14 protein-coding genes are annotated in these 15,834 nt (G+C 70.9%); 10 read left to right on the forward strand and 4 right to left on the reverse strand.

All coding sequences use genetic code 11. The annotated features are described in order from the left end of the window. Nucleotides 1-244 precede the first annotated feature (244 nt). From IE140_RS34825 to IE140_RS34835, 3 genes are all read left to right on the forward strand, one after another. On the forward strand, nt 245-649 hold the full coding sequence (locus IE140_RS34825; protein WP_150193738.1) for a VOC family protein: 405 nt from the start codon (nt 245-247) through the stop codon (nt 647-649). Continuing rightward, nucleotides 640-1,284: an SMI1/KNR4 family protein gene (locus tag IE140_RS34830; RefSeq protein ID WP_229827056.1), complete on the forward strand. Its 645-nt coding sequence runs from the start codon at nt 640-642 to the stop codon at nt 1,282-1,284. Before IE140_RS34825 ends, IE140_RS34830 begins: the two co-directional genes overlap by 10 nt. A gap of 352 nt (nt 1,285-1,636) precedes the next feature. Beyond that, complete coding sequence (locus tag IE140_RS34835; protein WP_150193739.1) at nt 1,637-2,338, forward strand: hypothetical protein; 702 nt, start codon at nt 1,637-1,639, stop codon at nt 2,336-2,338. Here IE140_RS34835 and IE140_RS34840 read toward each other — a convergent pair. Next, nucleotides 2,325-2,903 (reverse strand): MSMEG_1061 family FMN-dependent PPOX-type flavoprotein, encoded by a 579-nt coding sequence (locus IE140_RS34840; RefSeq protein ID WP_150193740.1) that lies wholly within the window; start codon nt 2,901-2,903, stop codon nt 2,325-2,327. The genes IE140_RS34835 and IE140_RS34840 overlap by 14 nt on opposite strands. Before the next feature lie 287 nt (nt 2,904-3,190). Here IE140_RS34840 and IE140_RS34845 point away from each other — a divergent pair, with 287 nt between their 5' ends. The 4 genes from IE140_RS34845 to IE140_RS34860 all read left to right on the forward strand — a co-directional run bounded on the left by IE140_RS34845 (nt 3,191) and on the right by IE140_RS34860 (nt 7,452). Beyond that, nucleotides 3,191-4,264 (forward strand): FecCD family ABC transporter permease, encoded by a 1,074-nt coding sequence (locus IE140_RS34845; RefSeq protein ID WP_109180237.1) that lies wholly within the window; start codon nt 3,191-3,193, stop codon nt 4,262-4,264. Beyond that, nucleotides 4,261-5,346, forward strand: a complete 1,086-nt coding sequence (locus IE140_RS34850) for a FecCD family ABC transporter permease (RefSeq protein ID WP_150193741.1) — start codon at nt 4,261-4,263, stop codon at nt 5,344-5,346. The genes IE140_RS34845 and IE140_RS34850 overlap by 4 nt, the downstream gene beginning before the upstream one ends. A 94-nt stretch (nt 5,347-5,440) precedes the next feature. Next, nucleotides 5,441-6,295 (forward strand): ABC transporter ATP-binding protein, encoded by an 855-nt coding sequence (locus tag IE140_RS34855; RefSeq protein ID WP_150193748.1) that lies wholly within the window; start codon nt 5,441-5,443, stop codon nt 6,293-6,295. 125 nt (nt 6,296-6,420) lie between these two features. Beyond that, entirely contained in the window at nt 6,421-7,452 is a 1,032-nt protein-coding gene (locus IE140_RS34860; protein ID WP_150193742.1) for an iron-siderophore ABC transporter substrate-binding protein, read from the forward strand. 80 nt (nt 7,453-7,532) lie between these two features. On the opposite strand, the gene IE140_RS34865 is transcribed toward IE140_RS34860, so the two are convergent. After that, entirely contained in the window at nt 7,533-8,156 is a 624-nt protein-coding gene (locus IE140_RS34865; protein ID WP_150193743.1) for a YceI family protein, read from the reverse strand. 248 nt (nt 8,157-8,404) lie between these two features. On the opposite strand from IE140_RS34865, the gene IE140_RS34870 reads away from it, so the two are divergent. Next, nucleotides 8,405-8,929 (forward strand): hypothetical protein, encoded by a 525-nt coding sequence (locus tag IE140_RS34870; RefSeq protein WP_088572828.1) that lies wholly within the window; start codon nt 8,405-8,407, stop codon nt 8,927-8,929. Between the two features lie 55 nt (nt 8,930-8,984). On the opposite strand, the gene IE140_RS34875 is transcribed toward IE140_RS34870, so the two are convergent. Continuing rightward, on the reverse strand, nt 8,985-9,668 hold the full coding sequence (locus IE140_RS34875) for a peptidoglycan-binding domain-containing protein (protein WP_150193744.1): 684 nt from the start codon (nt 9,666-9,668) through the stop codon (nt 8,985-8,987). Between the two features lie 176 nt (nt 9,669-9,844). Next, nucleotides 9,845-11,056 carry a glycoside hydrolase family 64 protein gene (locus IE140_RS34880; RefSeq protein ID WP_189461037.1) on the reverse strand — a complete coding sequence of 404 codons (1,212 nt, stop codon included), beginning with the start codon at nt 11,054-11,056 and terminating at the stop codon, nt 9,845-9,847. 389 nt (nt 11,057-11,445) lie between these two features. Between IE140_RS34880 and IE140_RS34885 the strand changes: the two genes are divergently transcribed. Both IE140_RS34885 and IE140_RS34890 read left to right on the forward strand, forming a co-directional pair. After that, nucleotides 11,446-15,321, forward strand: a complete 3,876-nt coding sequence (locus IE140_RS34885) for an endo-alpha-N-acetylgalactosaminidase family protein (protein WP_189461035.1) — start codon at nt 11,446-11,448, stop codon at nt 15,319-15,321. A 263-nt stretch (nt 15,322-15,584) separates the two neighbouring features. Beyond that, the coding region (locus IE140_RS34890) for a carboxyl transferase domain-containing protein (RefSeq protein ID WP_280118053.1) at nt 15,585-15,834 on the forward strand (250 nt) is incomplete at its 3' end.

Here is a 15,834-nt window from a genome sequence, read left to right on the forward strand (position 1 = left end):
ACAACGACAGGGCCGGGCCGAGGGGACGCGGCATTCGGGTGAGCGTGCGGGGAGGTGACCACCGGCGCGTACGGGGAGGGTGCACGCCTCCCGCCGACGGGTCGGCCGCCCGGGCGAGACCGCGATCTACGGCCGGAGTCGTAGGGCGACCGCCCGATGCGTAGGCGAGACCGCGCTCCGTAAGGTCCGGGGACGAGCGGTCTTCCACGACCGATGGACCCGCACCCCACCAGGAGGTTCCCCGATGCCGGCAGACGCCACGGCCCACGTGCGTATCGCCCGCCCGTCCCGCGACCTCGCCGCGGCGGAACGCTTCTGGGTCGCGGGGCTCGGCCTCGGCGTCCAGTACCGCCACGACGCCGACGGCACCCCCGGCCACCACTCGCTGCTCATGGTCGGCTGGCCCGACGCCGCCTGGCACCTGGAACTCGTCCACGACCCGTCGGCCCCGGTCGAACCGAGCCCGACGCCCGAGGACTTGCTCGTGGTCTACCTCGGCGAGGAGATCCCGGACGCCTTGGTGAAGCGGCTCGAACAGCACGGCGGCACCCGGGTGCCCGCGCACAATCCGTACTGGGACACCTGGGGCGTCACACTCCGGGACCCGGACGGCTACCTGCTGGTGCTCTCCACCCGGACGTGGACGTGATCCGGCTGCTGGAGGCGGTACGCGCCCGCCTCACCCGGGATTCCGTACAGCGGCCGGCCGGGCCACCGCCGCTCACCGAGGCGGAGACGGCCGAGGCGGAGGCCCAGCTCGGAGTCACCTTCCCCCAGGAGTACCGCCGTTACCTGCTGGAGGTGAGCGCCGGTGGTCCGGCGGTCGCCCGGCTGGAGAGGACCGGGGGCGTCTGGTGGTGGGCGGACAACAGCCGCGCGCGACGCGACCTGCTGGCACTGCCCTTCCCGCACCCCGACTCCTACGACGAGGCCGACGACGCGCTCCTGCGACGCGAACCCCGGGCCGAGGACTATCCGGACGACGAGGAAGCGTTCTCCTGGGCCTGGACCGCCTGGGACGACGAGGCGGGTGAGTTCGAGGACCGGAAGACCGCCGGGGCGATCGTCCTCAAGGAGCACGGCTGCGGCTTCGCCACCCTGCTGGCCCTCACCGGCCCGCTGGCCGGCACTGTGTGGTGGGACGGCCGGGCCACCTGCGACCTGATCGTCCCGCTGTCCCTGGACCACGCGGGCGGCGGCCGCCCCGCGACCTTCGGCGAATGGCTGGGACGCGATTCCTGGGACCTGCTCCCGCCGGACGAATGGGCCCGGCGGCCGGTGTGACGGCCGCGCAGTCGCCCGGTGTTTACCTTCAGGAATTCGGCGCGATGGATGCTGACTCGCCACGAAATGACCCCAGCGGGCGTGAGCGCATCAAGTCAGCTCGTTTCGCGGCGAGTTGCCGAATGGTGCAACCGATCGGCCTGCTTTCTCATGGCGCTCCGACCGTTACTCATCGGTCGAAGTCGCCCGTCTTTGCTGATGCCATGCGTGGCGATGGTGATTTGGATCACGCTTGACGGACCCTCTGTGGCCCTCGATATTTAGCTGACTTCTCTGCGGCATGTGCACGAATGGCGAGAAAGGCTCGGGGATCCCGGAGGCCTTCATGGGGGCGTGCGATCAGGTTCATCAGGTGATCAACGTGCTGAGCCCGGTGTGGAGTCGCGCCCTGCGCCTCTCCGCGATGCTGCTCGTGCTGGCGGGAGTGCTGAGCGGGGCGTCCAACGTCTTCCCCAAGGATTCCGGTCCGACGGAGCTCCTGCACGACATCCGGGAGGAACGGGTCTCGTCGGTCCATGTCATCTACCTGTCCCCGAGCGAGGTTCAGGTGCGGTGGACGACCGGCTACTTGGGGGAGAAAGCGTACCTTCACCGCTTTTCCTCTCTTCCCGAGGCGCGGAGCAGCTCCGACGCGTACGTGGACATCCTCCGGCAGCGCCTCGGTACTCACGCCGGGGCGGTGGATTTCGATATGAGGGACCCGCTGGCGGGGCTGGGCGGAGTTTCGCTCGTCGTGCCGGTTCTGTACTGGCGGTTCATCGCGGTGGCATGGCTCAAGTGGGCGACCCTGGCGGTTCTCGCGGTCTGTGTGGTCGCCATGGTCGGACGCAGGAGAACGCGCGCGCCCAGCCCGGGGCACTGGCTGTCGGCGTCGCTTCTGCTCGGCTCGGGATTCCTGGCCCATCTCTGGTCGGAGCCGTTCTCCCTGCGCCGGGCCCCTGCGAAGAACGGGGACCTTCCTCCACGCATGGGCGGGTGGGGTGTGGCGCTCCGTTCCCTCACCTGGCTCGTTGTCACCGGCCTGGTCGCGGCAGCGGTACTCACTCTCCGGTGATGTGGCCCTCCGCCCCCGCCCACGTCTCCGGCGCCCACACCCCCGACCGCTTCAGCGACGCCGGGCAGTGGCGGAAGATCTCGTCGATGTCGACGACCAGCGCCAGCTTCGGGCGCTGGCCCTTCAGGGTCATCGCGTCGAAGAACGGGGCGTCCGTGAGGATGCGGGCGCGGCCGTTGACGCGCAGGACGTCCATCGCGCCCGGTATCAGGTAGAGCAGGCCCACGCGCGGGTTCGACAGGATGTTGTGGAAGCTGTCCGCGCGGCGGTTGCCCGGGCGGTCGGGCAGCGCGATCGTGCCCCGGTCCAGGACATGGGTGAAGCCGGGGGTGTCGCCGCGCGGGGTCGCGTCGCAGTTGCCGTCCGCGTCCGACGTGGCCAAGGTGCAGAACGGCGAGCGGGCCAGCAGCGCCAGGTCGTCGTCGGTGAGCCGGTCGTGGACCTTGTCGATGACGATCGGGTGCGGGGTGCCCAGGAGCTCGCGCAGTTCGTCCGCCGAGCCCAGAGGCACGGCCCCGGCCAGCGGATCGGTGGCGGGGGCGGTGGGGTCGGCGGTGTACGACAAGGCGGTGCTCCGGAGCTCGTGGGGTGCGGCAGCGCGCCGTGCGGGCAAGCGCTGTTAGGGTGACCTTACTTTGGGCCCCCTTTGGTTGCCCGTCCGGGGTGGACCGGTCATGTCCCCTGCTCGGTGGCGGTCATGTCCTCTGCCCGGTGGACCGGCTGTTCCCTGCCCGGGTGGACCGGTGACGAGGGCGTCTCCCGTGCCCAGGGGCGCTCCCCGGCGCCGCCGAACAAGCGTGAGGAACGAACAACAGTGCACCACCGCATTCCGGCTGCCCCGGCGGCCGGGTCGTGAGCGGCTCGACCTTCCTGGAGAAGGGGAGGGAGACGTCGGCCGGCGGCGGCAAGGAGGCGCGGCGCAAGCGCAGCCGGCCCGTGCTCGCCCTCGGGCTGCTCGCCGCCCTCGCCGTGCTGTTCCTCACCACCGTCGCCAGTCTCGCCATCGGCTCGGGCGATGTGCCCTTCCGCGATGTCGTCGACGGGGTGCTCGACCCGGACGTCTCCGTCAAGGGCCAGCTCATCGTCCAGGAGGTCCGCATCCCGCGCACCGTCGCCGGGCTGCTCGCCGGTGCGGCGCTCGGCCTCGCGGGCACGGTGATGCAGGGCGTCGCCCGTAACCCCCTCGCCGACCCCCAGCTCCTCGGCGTCAACGCCGGAGCCTCCGTGGCCGTCGTCTGCTCGATCACCCTGCTCGGGTTCACCCACGCCACCCAGTTCATCTGGTTCGGCTTCCTCGGCGCGCTGCTCGCCGCCCTCCTCGTGTACGGGGTCGGCTCGCTCGGGCGGGAAGGCGCGACGCCGGTCAAGCTGGCGCTCGCCGGGGCCGCGACCGCCGCCGTTCTCTCCTCGGTCACCAGCGCGATCCTGCTCCAGGACCGGGGCAGCTACGACCAGTTCCGGTTCTGGCAGCTCGGTGCGCTGACCGCCCGCAGCTCCGAGGTGCTCTGGCAGGTCTCGCCGTTCATCCTGGTCGGCACCGTCCTCGCCCTGGCGCTCGGCCCGCAGCTCAACGCCCTCTCCCTCGGCGACGACCTGGCGCGTGGTCTCGGCCAGCGCGTCGGGGCGATCCGGATGGTCTCCGCCCTCGCCGTGGTGATCCTCTGCGGCGCGGCCACCGTCGTCGCCGGGCCCATCGGCTTCGTCGGGCTCGCCGTACCGCATGCCGCCCGCCTCATCACCGGGCCCGACTACCGCTGGGTGCTCCCGTACAGCATGGTGCTCGCCCCGGTCATGCTGCTCGTCGCCGACATCGTCGGCCGGGTGATCGCCCGCCCCGGCGAGGTGCAGGTCGGCGTCATCACGGCCGCGATCGGCTGCATCCCCTTCATCTGGCTGGTCCGGCGCAGGAAGCTGGTGGAACTGTGAGCCGGGCACCCGTCGTCACCAAGAGCGCCACGCACGCGGACGACGAGCGCCTCGCCGACGCCGTTCGCCAGGTCTCCGCCGTACGCGGCCGGGGCCTGCGCCGCTCCGTCCTCGTCGGGGCCGGACTGCTGGCCGCCACCCTCGTCGTGTTCGGGCTCTCGCTCAGCTTCGGCGACATGGTGATGCCGATCGGCAAGGTCGTCGCCACCCTGTTCGGCGGCGGCGACGGCGGATCGCAGTTCGTCGTGCTGGAACTGCGGCTGCCCCGCGCCCTCCTCGCGATCCTCGTCGGCGTCGCGTTCGGACTCTCCGGAGCCGTCTTCCAGACCGTGCTGCGCAACCCCCTCGCCAGCCCCGACCTCATCGGCATCAGCTCCGGGGCCAGCGCGGTCGCCGTCACCGCCGCCCTGCTCTTCCAGGTCAGCGGACTCGCCCTGTCCGCGAGCGCCCTCACCGGCTCCCTGGTCGCCGGAGCCGCCATCTATCTGCTCGCCTGGCGACAGGGCATCGCCGGACAACGCCTCGTCCTCGTCGGCATCGGCGTCGGCATGGGGCTCTCCAGCATCGTCTGGTACGTGATGGCCCGCTCCGAGGTCACCGACGCGCAGGAGGCGTTCCGCTGGCTCGCGGGCAGCCTCAACGGCCGCTCCTGGAACCAGGTGTGGCCGCTTCTCATCGCCCTCGGCCTGCTCGTACCGCTGACCGTTCTCGCCGCCCACGCGCTGCGCCCCCTCCAGCTCGGGGACGACGCGGCTGCCGGGCTCGGCGCGAAGGTCGAGAGCGGCCGGCTCGCGCTGCTGGCCTGCGCGACCGCGCTCGCCGGGGTCGCGACCGCTGCCGCCGGGCCCGTCGGGTTCGTGGCGTTCGTCGCCGCCCCGATCGCCCGCCGACTGGTGCCGGGCCGGGGCGCGGCGCTGCCACAGGCCGCCCTGACCGGGGCGCTGATCGTCCTGGTCGCGGACTTCGCGGCGCAGCACCTGCTCCCGGTGCAGCTGCCGGTGGGCGTGGTCACCAGCATCATCGGGGCCCCGTATCTGCTGCTGCTCCTGGCCCGCGCCAACCGTGTCGGCAGCGGGGGCTGACATGGAGAAGTCCCAGGACGAGAAGCCCCAGGACGAGAGGCTCCGGGACGAGAGGCTCCGGGACGAGAGGCCCCGGGACGAGAAGCCCCAGGACATGGCGATGTACCGAGAAGACGACGAAGAAAGGCGTGGCCCTGTCGTGGCCGAACACACTCTGGAAGCCCGGGACGTCCGGCTCGGCTACGGCGAACGCGAGATCGTCCCCGGCCTGAGCGTGGCCGTGCCGCCCGGGAAGATCACGGTCATCGTCGGCCCCAACGCCTGCGGCAAGTCGACCCTGTTGCGGGCGATGGCCCGGCTGCTGGCCCCCTCCGCGGGTGCGGTGCTCCTGGACGGCCGGTCCATCCAGGAGATGCCGACCAAGGAGGTCGCCTCCGTGCTCGGCATCCTGCCGCAGAGCCCCACCGCCCCGGAGGGCATCACCGTCTCCGACCTGGTCGGGCGCGGCCGCTACCCGCACCAGGGCTGGTTCCGCCGCTGGAGCGCCGAGGACGACCGGGCGGTCGCGCAGGCGCTGCTGTCGACCGATGTCCTGGAGCTCGCCGACCGGTCGGTGGACGAGCTGTCCGGCGGCCAGCGCCAGCGGGTGTGGATCGCGATGGCGCTCGCCCAGCGCACGGACATCCTGCTGCTCGACGAACCGACGACCTTCCTCGACGCCAGCCACCAGCTCGACGTCCTCGACCTGCTCACCGACCTCAACCGCGAGCGGGGCGTCACCATGGTGGCCGTGCTGCACGACCTGAACCTGGCCTGCCGGTACGCCGACCACATGATCGCGATGAAGGCGGGGCGCATCGTCGCGGAGGGCCGGCCGGTCGACATCGTGACGGCGGAGCTGGTGGGCGAGGTCTTCGGGATGCGCTGCTCGGTGATCGAGGACCCGGCGTCGGCCACCCCGATGGTCGTGCCGCTGGGCCGCCACCACATCAAGGACCCGGCCGCCTGAGCCTCGTACGTACGGGAGAGCAGGCACTCGGGCGTACGGGGCGGACACCCGGGCGTACAGGGGAGCGGAACACTCGGGTCAACCCGATGGCACCGTTGTCATTAGGTGAGGCTAACCTAAAGGGCATGAACGCTTCCGCTCCCCGCGCCCGGCGCGCCCGCCGCACCCCCGTCCTGGTGGCCGGCGCCGTCGCCGCCCTGCTCGTCGGCCTCTCGGCCTGTGGCTCGTCGGACGACTCCGACAGCTCCGCGTCCTCCTCCGCCTCCGGCGGCGCGTCCGAAGGCGCCTTCCCCGCCAAGGTGGCGACGAAGTTCGGCGAGGTCACCGTCGACAAGCAGCCCCAGCGCATCGTCGCGCTCGGCTGGGGCGACGCCGAGACCGTGCTCGCGCTCGGCGGCCAGCCGGTCGGGGCCAGCGACTGGCTGCCGTTCGGAGGCGAGGGCGTCGGCCCGTGGGCCAAGGGCATGTACGACAAGAAGCCCGAGCTCATCGGCACGCTGGAGCCGGAGTTCGAGAAGATCGCCTCCCTCCAGCCCGATCTGATCCTGGACACCAAGTCCAGCGGCGACCAGACCCGCTACGACACCCTGAAGAAGATCGCCCCGACCGTGGGCGTGCCGAAGGGCGGCGACCAGTACAAGATCTCGTGGGAGCAGCAGACCACGATGATCGCCGCCGCCATGGGCGTACCGGAGAAGGGCGAGGAGCTGATCGCGGAGACGGAGAAGAAGTTCGAGGCCGCCGCGAAGGCCCACCCCGAGTTCAAGGACAAGACCATCACGGTCGGCTCGCGGACGTCCGAGGGCTTCGGCGTCTACGTCGGTGGCACCGGGCGCATCGACTTCGTCGAGCGGCTCGGCTTCAAGAACAACCCGAAGGCCGAGGCCCAGGCCGGCGAGGGCTTCTCCGTGTCCGTCTCCAAGGAGAACCTGGACCTGCTCGACGCGGATCTGACGGTCATGACCCCGATCAGCATCCCGGCCACGGACATCAGCGACGACCCGCTGTACAAGGCCGTCCCGTCGGTGAAGGCGGGCAACGCCATCGTCTTCGACGACAAGGGCATCTCGCAGGCGTTCGCGACGGACTCGATCCTGTCCGTCTCGTACGCGCTGGAGAAGGTCGTCCCGCTCTTCGCGGAGAAGGTCGCGAAGTAGTCGGCAGCCCGTACACACACGCGCAGCGCCCCGTCCCCGGAGATCCGGGTGCGGGGCGCTGCGCGTGTGCGGGGAGGGGGTCAGGCTGCCGGGGCGGCCTTGATCGCCGAGATGTCGAAGGTCAGCTTCACCTTGTCGCTGACCATCACGCCACCGGTCTCCAGTGCCGCGTTCCAGGTCAGGCCCCAGTCGGAGCGCAGGATGTCGGTGCTGCCCTCGAAGCCGACGCGCTCGTTGCCGTAGACGTCGGTGGCGGAGCCGTTGAACTCCAGGTCGATGGAGAGCGGGCGCGTGACGTCCTTGATGGTGAGGTCGCCGGTGATCCGGTACGCCTCGCCGCCCAGCTGCTCGGCCTTGGTCGAGCGGAACGTCATGAGCGGGAACTTCTCGGCGTCGAAGAAGTCGCCGCTGACCAGGTGGCCGTCGCGGTCGGCGATGCCGGTGTCGATGCTGGCGATCTTCACGTCGATGGAGGCGGAGGAGTTCGCCGGGTCCGTGCCGTCCAGCACCAGGGTGCCCTCGTGCTCGCCGAAGGAGCCGCGCACGTTGGTGACCATCGCGTGGCGCACTGTGAAGCCGATGCTGCTGTGCGCCGGGTCCAGGGTGTACGTGCCGGTCAGGGCGGCGAGCGCCGGGTCCACCGCGGGGGCCTCGGCGACGGCGGTCGGGGCGGTGGCGGTCGACTTGCGGTTGAACAGAGCCATGGCTCCTCCTCGGGGGACGTGGTGTATGGAGGTTGTTTAACCTTCAACGAGATTGACTGTAACTCCATCTTGTTCAAAGTTCAACCTTTCGGCCTGTGCGGGTGTGGCGCGGGTGGGTGCGGGGGTGCCCAGGGGTGCCTCCGCCCTCTGGCGACGCGCGTAGAACTCGGGCACTATCTCTCTGCCCCCGGTGCGCACACCCGTGTCCGTGCGCCCGCTGATTTGTCATGAGCAGGAGGAATCCCCCCATGGTGACCCGTCCACGACTCCGCTCCGCCCTCACCGCCCTCGCCCTCGTCCTCGGCGCGCTCTTCGTGCCCGGGATCGGCGCTCTCGGCAGCGGCGCCACCGAGGCGCACGCCGTGACCAAGCTGACCCACGCGCAGGCGACCTCCCGGTTCAGCTCGTCCGGGATCACCTGGTCGTCCTCCGGTGGCTGCTCCAACCGGAACAACCCCACCTGCACGTCGTTCGACCAGCTCAACCTGACCAGCGCCCAGGGCGCGCAGACCCTCAAGAGCGCCACCGGCTGCGCGCTCAGGATCACCGGCGGCACGGAGACCGGGCACGCCGGCGGCACGTACTCCCACTGGAACGGCTACAAACTCGACTTCGCCAAGAGCACCTGCGTGAACAACTACGTCACCGGCACCTTCACCTACATCGGCACCCGCGGTGACGGCGCCCGCCAGTACCAGTCCGGTTCCGGCAACATCTACGCGGACGAGGGCAACCACTGGGACGTCACGTACTACAACTGCGGCGGCTGCTGAGAGCCGGACGCCGAGGGGGCCGTCGCGCGCAGGGGCGGCCCCCGCTCCTCAGGGTCTACGGGATCGGCTCGGCGTCCGGGCCCTCCTGCTCCAGCAGGTCCCGGGCGAAGTCCTCCCACTGCGCGTACCGGTCCGGATACGCCGACCGCTGGACCGCCTGGCATACATCGCCCGGCTCCATCGACTCCCAGTCGTCGATCTGGAGCAGCCCCGGATTGGCGCTGGGCGAGGGCAGTCCGTAGAAGGACTTGGACGCGGTCGGTACGTGCGTGATCTGCGCGGGCGTGCCCCAGCCCATGCTGGGGCGCTGCTGGAAGACGCCGAGCGAGTCATGGTCGACCGGCGACGTGTAGTTGACGAACTTCGACTCCTGCATCGCCGTCATCAGGGCGATGACCTGGGCCTTCTCGGAGAGCTCCGCCCCCTTGCCGACGCCGATGACCGTCCTGGCGTGGGCGAGCTGCTTAGGGCCGAGGTCCGACGGGGCGGCGAAGTACGTCCGCAGCTCGCTGTCCGGGGCGGTCTTGAGCAGGTGCGCGGTGGTGATGTCCACCCGGCCGGTCGGGGGCAGGCCGTAGCTCTGCTGGAACGCGCGCAGACCGTGTGCGCCGGAGGCCTGCGGGGCGGGTGACGGCGGCGGGGCCGGGTCCGCGTGCGCCGGGGCCGCGGCGGTCAGCAGGAGTCCGGCGGCGACGGCCGTGAGCAGCCGGAGGGGGAGTCGGCCGGGGAGTCGGTTCATTCGCATACGGCACCGTCCCGGGGTGGTGGGACGAAGTCAAGAACACCGCACATCGTGTCAATTGATGAGGTATCGGTTCTCTGCTCGCGACCGGCCCGAGGGCGGACATGCGTGTGCCCCCGCCGGACGGGCGAATTCCAGGGGGCGGGGGCACACGCAGACCTGCCGGGCAGGCGTCAGGAGCCCACGCTCACCGTGAAGCGGCGCGGGTTCCCGTCGTGCGCCGCGCCCGAGACGTCCGGCTCACCGTCCGGGCGTACGTCGTCGTACGGGAACGCGTAACCGATCGGGCTGTTCGCGTGGACCACCCGGGACCAGTGGTTGGTGACCGCGGTCCTGTAGTAGTCCCCCGTGGACGTGCCGTTCGGCTGGCTCGGGTGGCTCAGCATGATCGAGCGGTTGAACCCCGCGGCCAGCCGGGCCAGGATCGCCTTCTTGTCGTCGGAGTCGTCCGGGTTGTTGGTGAACGGCCCGTGGTTGCAGGTGAAGATGTCCTTCGTCTGCGGCTTGGTGAAGGTGTGGCCGCCCTCGAAGGTGAGGACGTCGCCGCTCACCCGGCCCGCGAGCGTGCCCCGGCCGCCCTGGAGGTCGATGCGCAGGTCCTCGGAGCGGTACTTCTCCCAGACCTCGTCGATCTGCGCCTCGAACAGGCCCCGGAACGGCATCTCGTCCGGCCGGTCGAAGTACGGGGCCATGATGTTCTGCGGCGAGACGACCCGCAGCACCTTGCCGTCGTCGCCCCGCGTGATCAGCTTGTCCCAGGGCTGACCGTCGGCGGCCGCCTGGGCGGCGAGATCCTCCGCGATCCGCTCCACCGCGCCCTCCGGGTGCGGGGCCACGACATGGGTGGCGTCCCCCTCCAGCGTGATGCCGATCGGCAGCGCGGTGATCAGGTCCACGTAGCTGATGTTGGAGTACAGCTGCTCGGTGTTGAAGGTGAACTCGGCGAACGCCCAGGTCCGCCCGTAGTTCGGGTCCGTCGGCGTCGCGAAGGCCGGCTCCACCAGGGACGGGCCCGGGTTGAGGAAGAAGTCCAGCTTGTCGTCGCGGACGAAGTAGACCCGCGCCCCGTACATCTGCGGCAGGGTCAGCACGACCGGCCCCGCGCCCGCGCCCTTGAGCGGGATGGCGCAGTCGACGGGCAGCGGGGTCTGCGGCGCGCCGGGGGAGTCGGGGCGGTAGACGCCGCCGTCCGGCTTCAGCAGCACCCAGCGGTCGGTGCCCAGCTCATGGCCGGTCACATACGCGTGCACCGTGCCCGGCAACGACTTGTTCTCCAGGGCGATTTCGCAGGTCGCGGGGGCCGCCGACGCGCGGGGGCTCAGCGCGGTGCCCCAGGCGGGGTACGTGAGCGCCGCGGCCGAGGCGGCGGCGCCGGTCAGGAACATTCGGCGTGAAATCACGAGGGGACTCCCGAGGTGGTGGGGGGCCGCAGGCGGGGGTGGGGGGTGGCGCGGGGAGGGTCAGGAACCGTGGGGGTGCCTGCGGGGTGCGCACCACTCTCGCGAGGCCCGGCACGAGCGTCAATACTTGTGACTGAGAGCGCTCTCAAAAATTCCGAGTCTTCACAACTCGACGCCCCGAAGCGGTACTTGCCGGAACCGAGCGGGTGCGAACCGTGACCGGAGAGGGGCATTCCCGGCCAAGAGGTGAACGAGACCGCGTGCCGGACCGCGCAGACCCGACTTGGACTAACGCATCGGGGTTGTTGGACGGAGTCGGCCCCCTGGCTCGAAGTTCGTTGACGGTGTCCGGACACGACGACTACTCAGGGGCCATGTCGCCAAGATTCCCTCGCCCCGGCCTGGTCGCCGCGGCCTCCGCAGCCGTCCTGGCGCTCGTGGGGGCCGCCCTCCCCGCCGCAGCCGCCGCCCCCTCGCCCCCCACCACGCCGGCCGGAGAGGCCAAGGCCGACGGGTCCGCCGTCATCCGGTCCGACCGGCTCGCCGTCGCCGTCGCCGACGACTTCCCGCGCGTCCTGTCGTACACCGACCGGGCGAGCGGCGAGCAGCTGCTCGGCTCCACCCGGCCGGTCACCGCCGTCACCCTCAACGGGACCGCCCACCCGGTGAAGCTCAAGGGCGCGCCGAAGGTCACGGGCTCCGCCGCCCGTTACACCCTCCTCTTCGACTCCCTGCCGGGCGTGGAGATCGACGCCTCGCTCACCGTGTCCGGGCGGGCCACCACGTTCAAGGTGACCGCCGTCCGCGACACGTCCGCCTTCCGGGTCGGGACCATCGACATCCCGGGGCACGACCTGGTCTCCGTCGGGTCCGCCGAGTCCGGCGCCGCCACCGCGTTCACGAAGCTCGACCCGGACTCCACCCGCACCGCCGACGTCTTCGCGAAGGTCACCGGGGAGACGAAGCCCGACTCCGCGCCCGTCGGGGCCAGTTACGCGATCCTCAACACCGGGTCTCTCGCCGCGGCGATCGAGTCCAACTCCTCGTACGACAAGCCCTCCGGCGCCATCGGCGGCGACGACGCCCGCTTCTGGCACCAGGCGCGCACCGAGGACGACGGCGGCGTCCGGGTCGGCGTCTGGTCCGGCCAGTGGACCTACCGGGGCGAGGGCGCGCCCAAGCCCGAGAGCGGTGAGAACCTGCCCTGGGCCAAGGTCGTCGTCACCCCGGACGCCAACGGGGACAAGGCCGTCGACTGGCAGGACGGGGCCATCGCCTTCCGCTCCATCGGCGTCACCGCGCCCGGCAGCGAGGACACCGCGAAGCGGGTCGTCACCCACATCCCGTTCAACTTCGCCAGCCAGGCCACCCATCCCTTCCTGCGCACCCTGGACGACGTCAAGCGGATCTCGAAGGCCACCGACGGCCTCGGTCAGCTCGCCGTCCTCAAGGGGTACGGCTCCGAGGGCCACGACTCCGCCCACCCGGACTACGGCGGCAACTACAACAAGCGGGCCGGGGGCTTGAAGGACCTCAACACGCTGCTGAAGGAAGGCGGGAAGTGGGGTGCCGACTTCGGCGTCCACGTCAACGCCACCGAGTCCTACCCCGAGGCCAAGGCCTTCTCCGAGCAGCTCGTCGACAAGACCAAGCCCGGCTGGAACTGGCTCAACCAGAGCTACTACATCGACCAGCGCCGCGACATCAACAGCGGCGACCTGGCCGAGCGCTTCCAGCAGCTGCGCGACGAGACCGACAAGAACCTCGACTTCCTCTACATCGACGTCTACTACAGCCACGGCTGGATCGCCGACAAGACCATCCAGGCCGTGCAGAAGCAGGGCTGGACCGTCGGCACCGAGTGGGCCGACAAGTTCGAGCGCGCCTCGCTCTGGTCGCACTGGGCCAACGACCTCAACTACGGCGGGGCCACCAACAAGGGCCTCAACTCGCAGATCATCCGGTTCATCCGCAACGGCGAGAAGGACATCTGGAACAACCACCCGGTCCTCGGCCAGAGTGCCCTGGAGGACTTCGAGGGCTGGACCGGCGAGACCGACTGGAACGCCTTCACCGCCAACATCTGGCAGAAGAACCTCCCCGCCAAGTACCTCCAGCAGCAGAGGATCACCCGCTGGGACGGCAACGACATCACCTTCACCGGCGGGGTGCGCGGCACGGTCGAGGACGGCAGGAGGACCTTCTACGACCAGGGCCGCAAGGTGCTCAGCGGCACCGACTACCTGCTCCCGTGGGACAGCGGCAGGAAGCTCTACCACTACAGCGAGACCGGCGGGACCAGCACCTGGGAGGTGCCCGGAAAGGGCGCGTACACGCTCTACGAGCTGACCGACAACGGCCGTGAGAAGGTCTCCACCGTCCGTCCCTCGGGCGGGAGGATCACGCTGACCGCCACCGCCGGACAGGCGTACGTCCTCTACCCCGACCGGGCGCCGAAGGAGACCTCCGCCGACTGGGGCAAGGGGTCCGGGGTCACCGACCCGGGCTTCAACGACCGGGACCTGAAGGGCTGGACGAAGACCGGCACGGCCGTCCGCGACACCGACGACCAGGGCCGCAACAGCGCCGAGCTCTCGGGGACCTCCACCACCGCGCTCTCCCAGACCGTCCGCGGACTCAAGCCCGGCAAGCGCTACACGGCCTCCGCCCTGATCGAGGTCGAGCCCGGCAAGAGCCGCCGCACCACCCTCAGCGCCGGCGGGACGTCGGTCGCCGTCGAGCGGTCCACGGCGAAGGACTACGTCGCCGCCTCCGACTGGCACGGCACCTCCTTCCAGCGCGCCAAGGTGAACTTCACCGCCCCCGCGAACGGCCGCACCACCCTGCGCATCGAGGCGGCCGCGGGCTCCGCGGTGAAGGTCCGCGCGGATGACGTACGGATCGTCGAGAACGCCCCGGCGACCCGCACCGGCACCGTGGCGTACGAGGACTTCGAGGCCGTCGACCAGGGCTGGGGCCCCTTCCTCAAGGGCGACGCGGGCGGCTCGACCGACCCCCGCACCCACATCTCCCAGCTGAACGCGCCGTACACCCGGTCAGGCTGGAACGGGAAGCTCATCGACGACGTGCTCGGGGGCAAGGAGTCCCTGAAGTCCCACGAGGAGAACACCGGGCTCGTCTACCGCACCGCCCCCTGGACCGTCCCGATGAAGGACGGCCACCGGTACAAGGTCGAGTTCGCCTACCAGTCCAGCCACGCCGGGGCCTACAGCTGGGTCGAGGGCTACGACCGGGTCGCGGACGGCAAGGGCGCCTCGACCGAGACGCGGGCCACCCCGATCGGGCAGCAGCGCACCACGGGACAGTTCAGCCGCACCCTCACCGCGGGCTGCGGCGACACCTGGACCGGGCTGCGCAAGCTGCCCGGAGCACCCGAGGGCGCGGACTTCGTGCTCGACGGCTTCACCGTCACCGACCTCGGCCCCGCCCCGGCGGGCGAGGAGGCCGTCTGCGGCACCCTCGGCGTGGCCGCCGACGCCGAGACCCTGGAGCCCGGCGTCCCGAACACCGTGAAGGCGACCTTCGGCAACGACGAGGCGAGCGCCGCCACCGGTGTGAAGCTCGCGCTGACCGTGCCCGAGGGCTGGCAGGCCGAGCCGGCGGCCCCGGTCGCCTTCGACTCGGTCGCCCCGGGCGCGAAGGTCACCGGCAGCTGGCGGGTCACCCCGCCGGTGGACGCCCCCTACGACACGTACGCGCTGGAGGCGAAGGCCACGTACGCCGTCGAGGGAGCCGGTCGCACGCTCGGCGCGGGAACCACCGTCCGTACGCTCCCGCCGCCGCCCACGAAGGACGGCTGGGCCAGTGACCTGGACTGGACCGCCTCGCAGAACGGCTGGGGACCCGTCGAGCGCGACCGGTCCAACGGGGAGGCCGGGGCCGGGGACGGCGGACCGCTGAAGATCGGCGGCATCGCCTACGACAAGGGCCTGGGCACGCACGCCCCGGCGAAGATCCGCTACTACCTGGGCGGGAAGTGCACCTCCTTCACCGCCGAGGTGGGCGTGGACGACGTCCAGACGACCCGGGGGAGCGTGCGCTTCTCGGTCACCGCCGACGGTACGGAGAAGGTGGCGTCGCCCGTACTGGGGGCGGCCGACCCCGCCTGGGAGCTCACCGCCGACGTCACCGGCGCGAAGTACGTCGAGCTGGTCGTCCAGGACGGCGGCGACGGTAACGGAAACGACCACGCCGACTGGGGCAACGCCCGCTTCCACTGCGGAGGTTGACCGCCTGCCGGACAGTTTCCCGGGGCGCGGCGGACGTCGGGGGACCGCGCTGCGCCATACTGAGGGGGCCTTCGGGCCCCCTCAGGGGCGTGTGGCCCACCGCACACCCTTCACTTGTGGAGTCTCCACAACCGGAGTCGGCGTTTCGCTGGTGGATCGCGTGCGCGGCGGCATGGTTCTGTTCACTCCCACCACGAAACCGGGCAGGAGACTGTACGGAGTCGACGGCGCCATTTCTGGGTCGGGGTTCGTAGGGTCGATGCATGACCGTTGTGGACGAAACCCAGGGCGAGCCGACCGACGCCCGAGGCCGGGTGGCCGAACTGCTGGCCCTGCGCGAGCAGGCGCGGCGCGGACCGAGCGAGCGGGCGACCGAGGCGCAGCATGCCAAGGGGAAGCTGACGGCCCGGGAGCGGATCGAGCTGCTGCTGGACGCGGGTTCGTTCAAGGAGGTCGAGCAGCTGCGCCGGCACCGGGCGACCGGGTTCGGTCTGGAGGCCAAGAAGCCTTACA

The organism is Streptomyces parvus (assembly GCF_014648875.1).
In the GTDB taxonomy this organism is placed as follows: domain Bacteria; phylum Actinomycetota; class Actinomycetes; order Streptomycetales; family Streptomycetaceae; genus Streptomyces; species Streptomyces parvus.

What these genes read in the sequence shown, in the direction of transcription:
- IE140_RS34880 (WP_189461037.1), bottom strand. Translation starts at nt 11,056, where the DNA reads ATGTTCCTGACCGGCGCCGCCGCCTCGGCCGCGGCGCTCACGTACCCC.
- IE140_RS34865 (WP_150193743.1), bottom strand. Translation starts at nt 8,156, where the DNA reads ATGGCTCTGTTCAACCGCAAGTCGACCGCCACCGCCCCGACCGCCGTC.
- IE140_RS34870 (WP_088572828.1), top strand. Translation starts at nt 8,405, where the DNA reads ATGGTGACCCGTCCACGACTCCGCTCCGCCCTCACCGCCCTCGCCCTC.
- IE140_RS34825 (WP_150193738.1), top strand. Translation starts at nt 245, where the DNA reads ATGCCGGCAGACGCCACGGCCCACGTGCGTATCGCCCGCCCGTCCCGC.
- IE140_RS34855 (WP_150193748.1), top strand. Translation starts at nt 5,441, where the DNA reads ATGGCGATGTACCGAGAAGACGACGAAGAAAGGCGTGGCCCTGTCGTG.
- IE140_RS34875 (WP_150193744.1), bottom strand. Translation starts at nt 9,668, where the DNA reads ATGAACCGACTCCCCGGCCGACTCCCCCTCCGGCTGCTCACGGCCGTC.
- IE140_RS34860 (WP_150193742.1), top strand. Translation starts at nt 6,421, where the DNA reads ATGAACGCTTCCGCTCCCCGCGCCCGGCGCGCCCGCCGCACCCCCGTC.
- IE140_RS34885 (WP_189461035.1), top strand. Translation starts at nt 11,446, where the DNA reads ATGTCGCCAAGATTCCCTCGCCCCGGCCTGGTCGCCGCGGCCTCCGCA.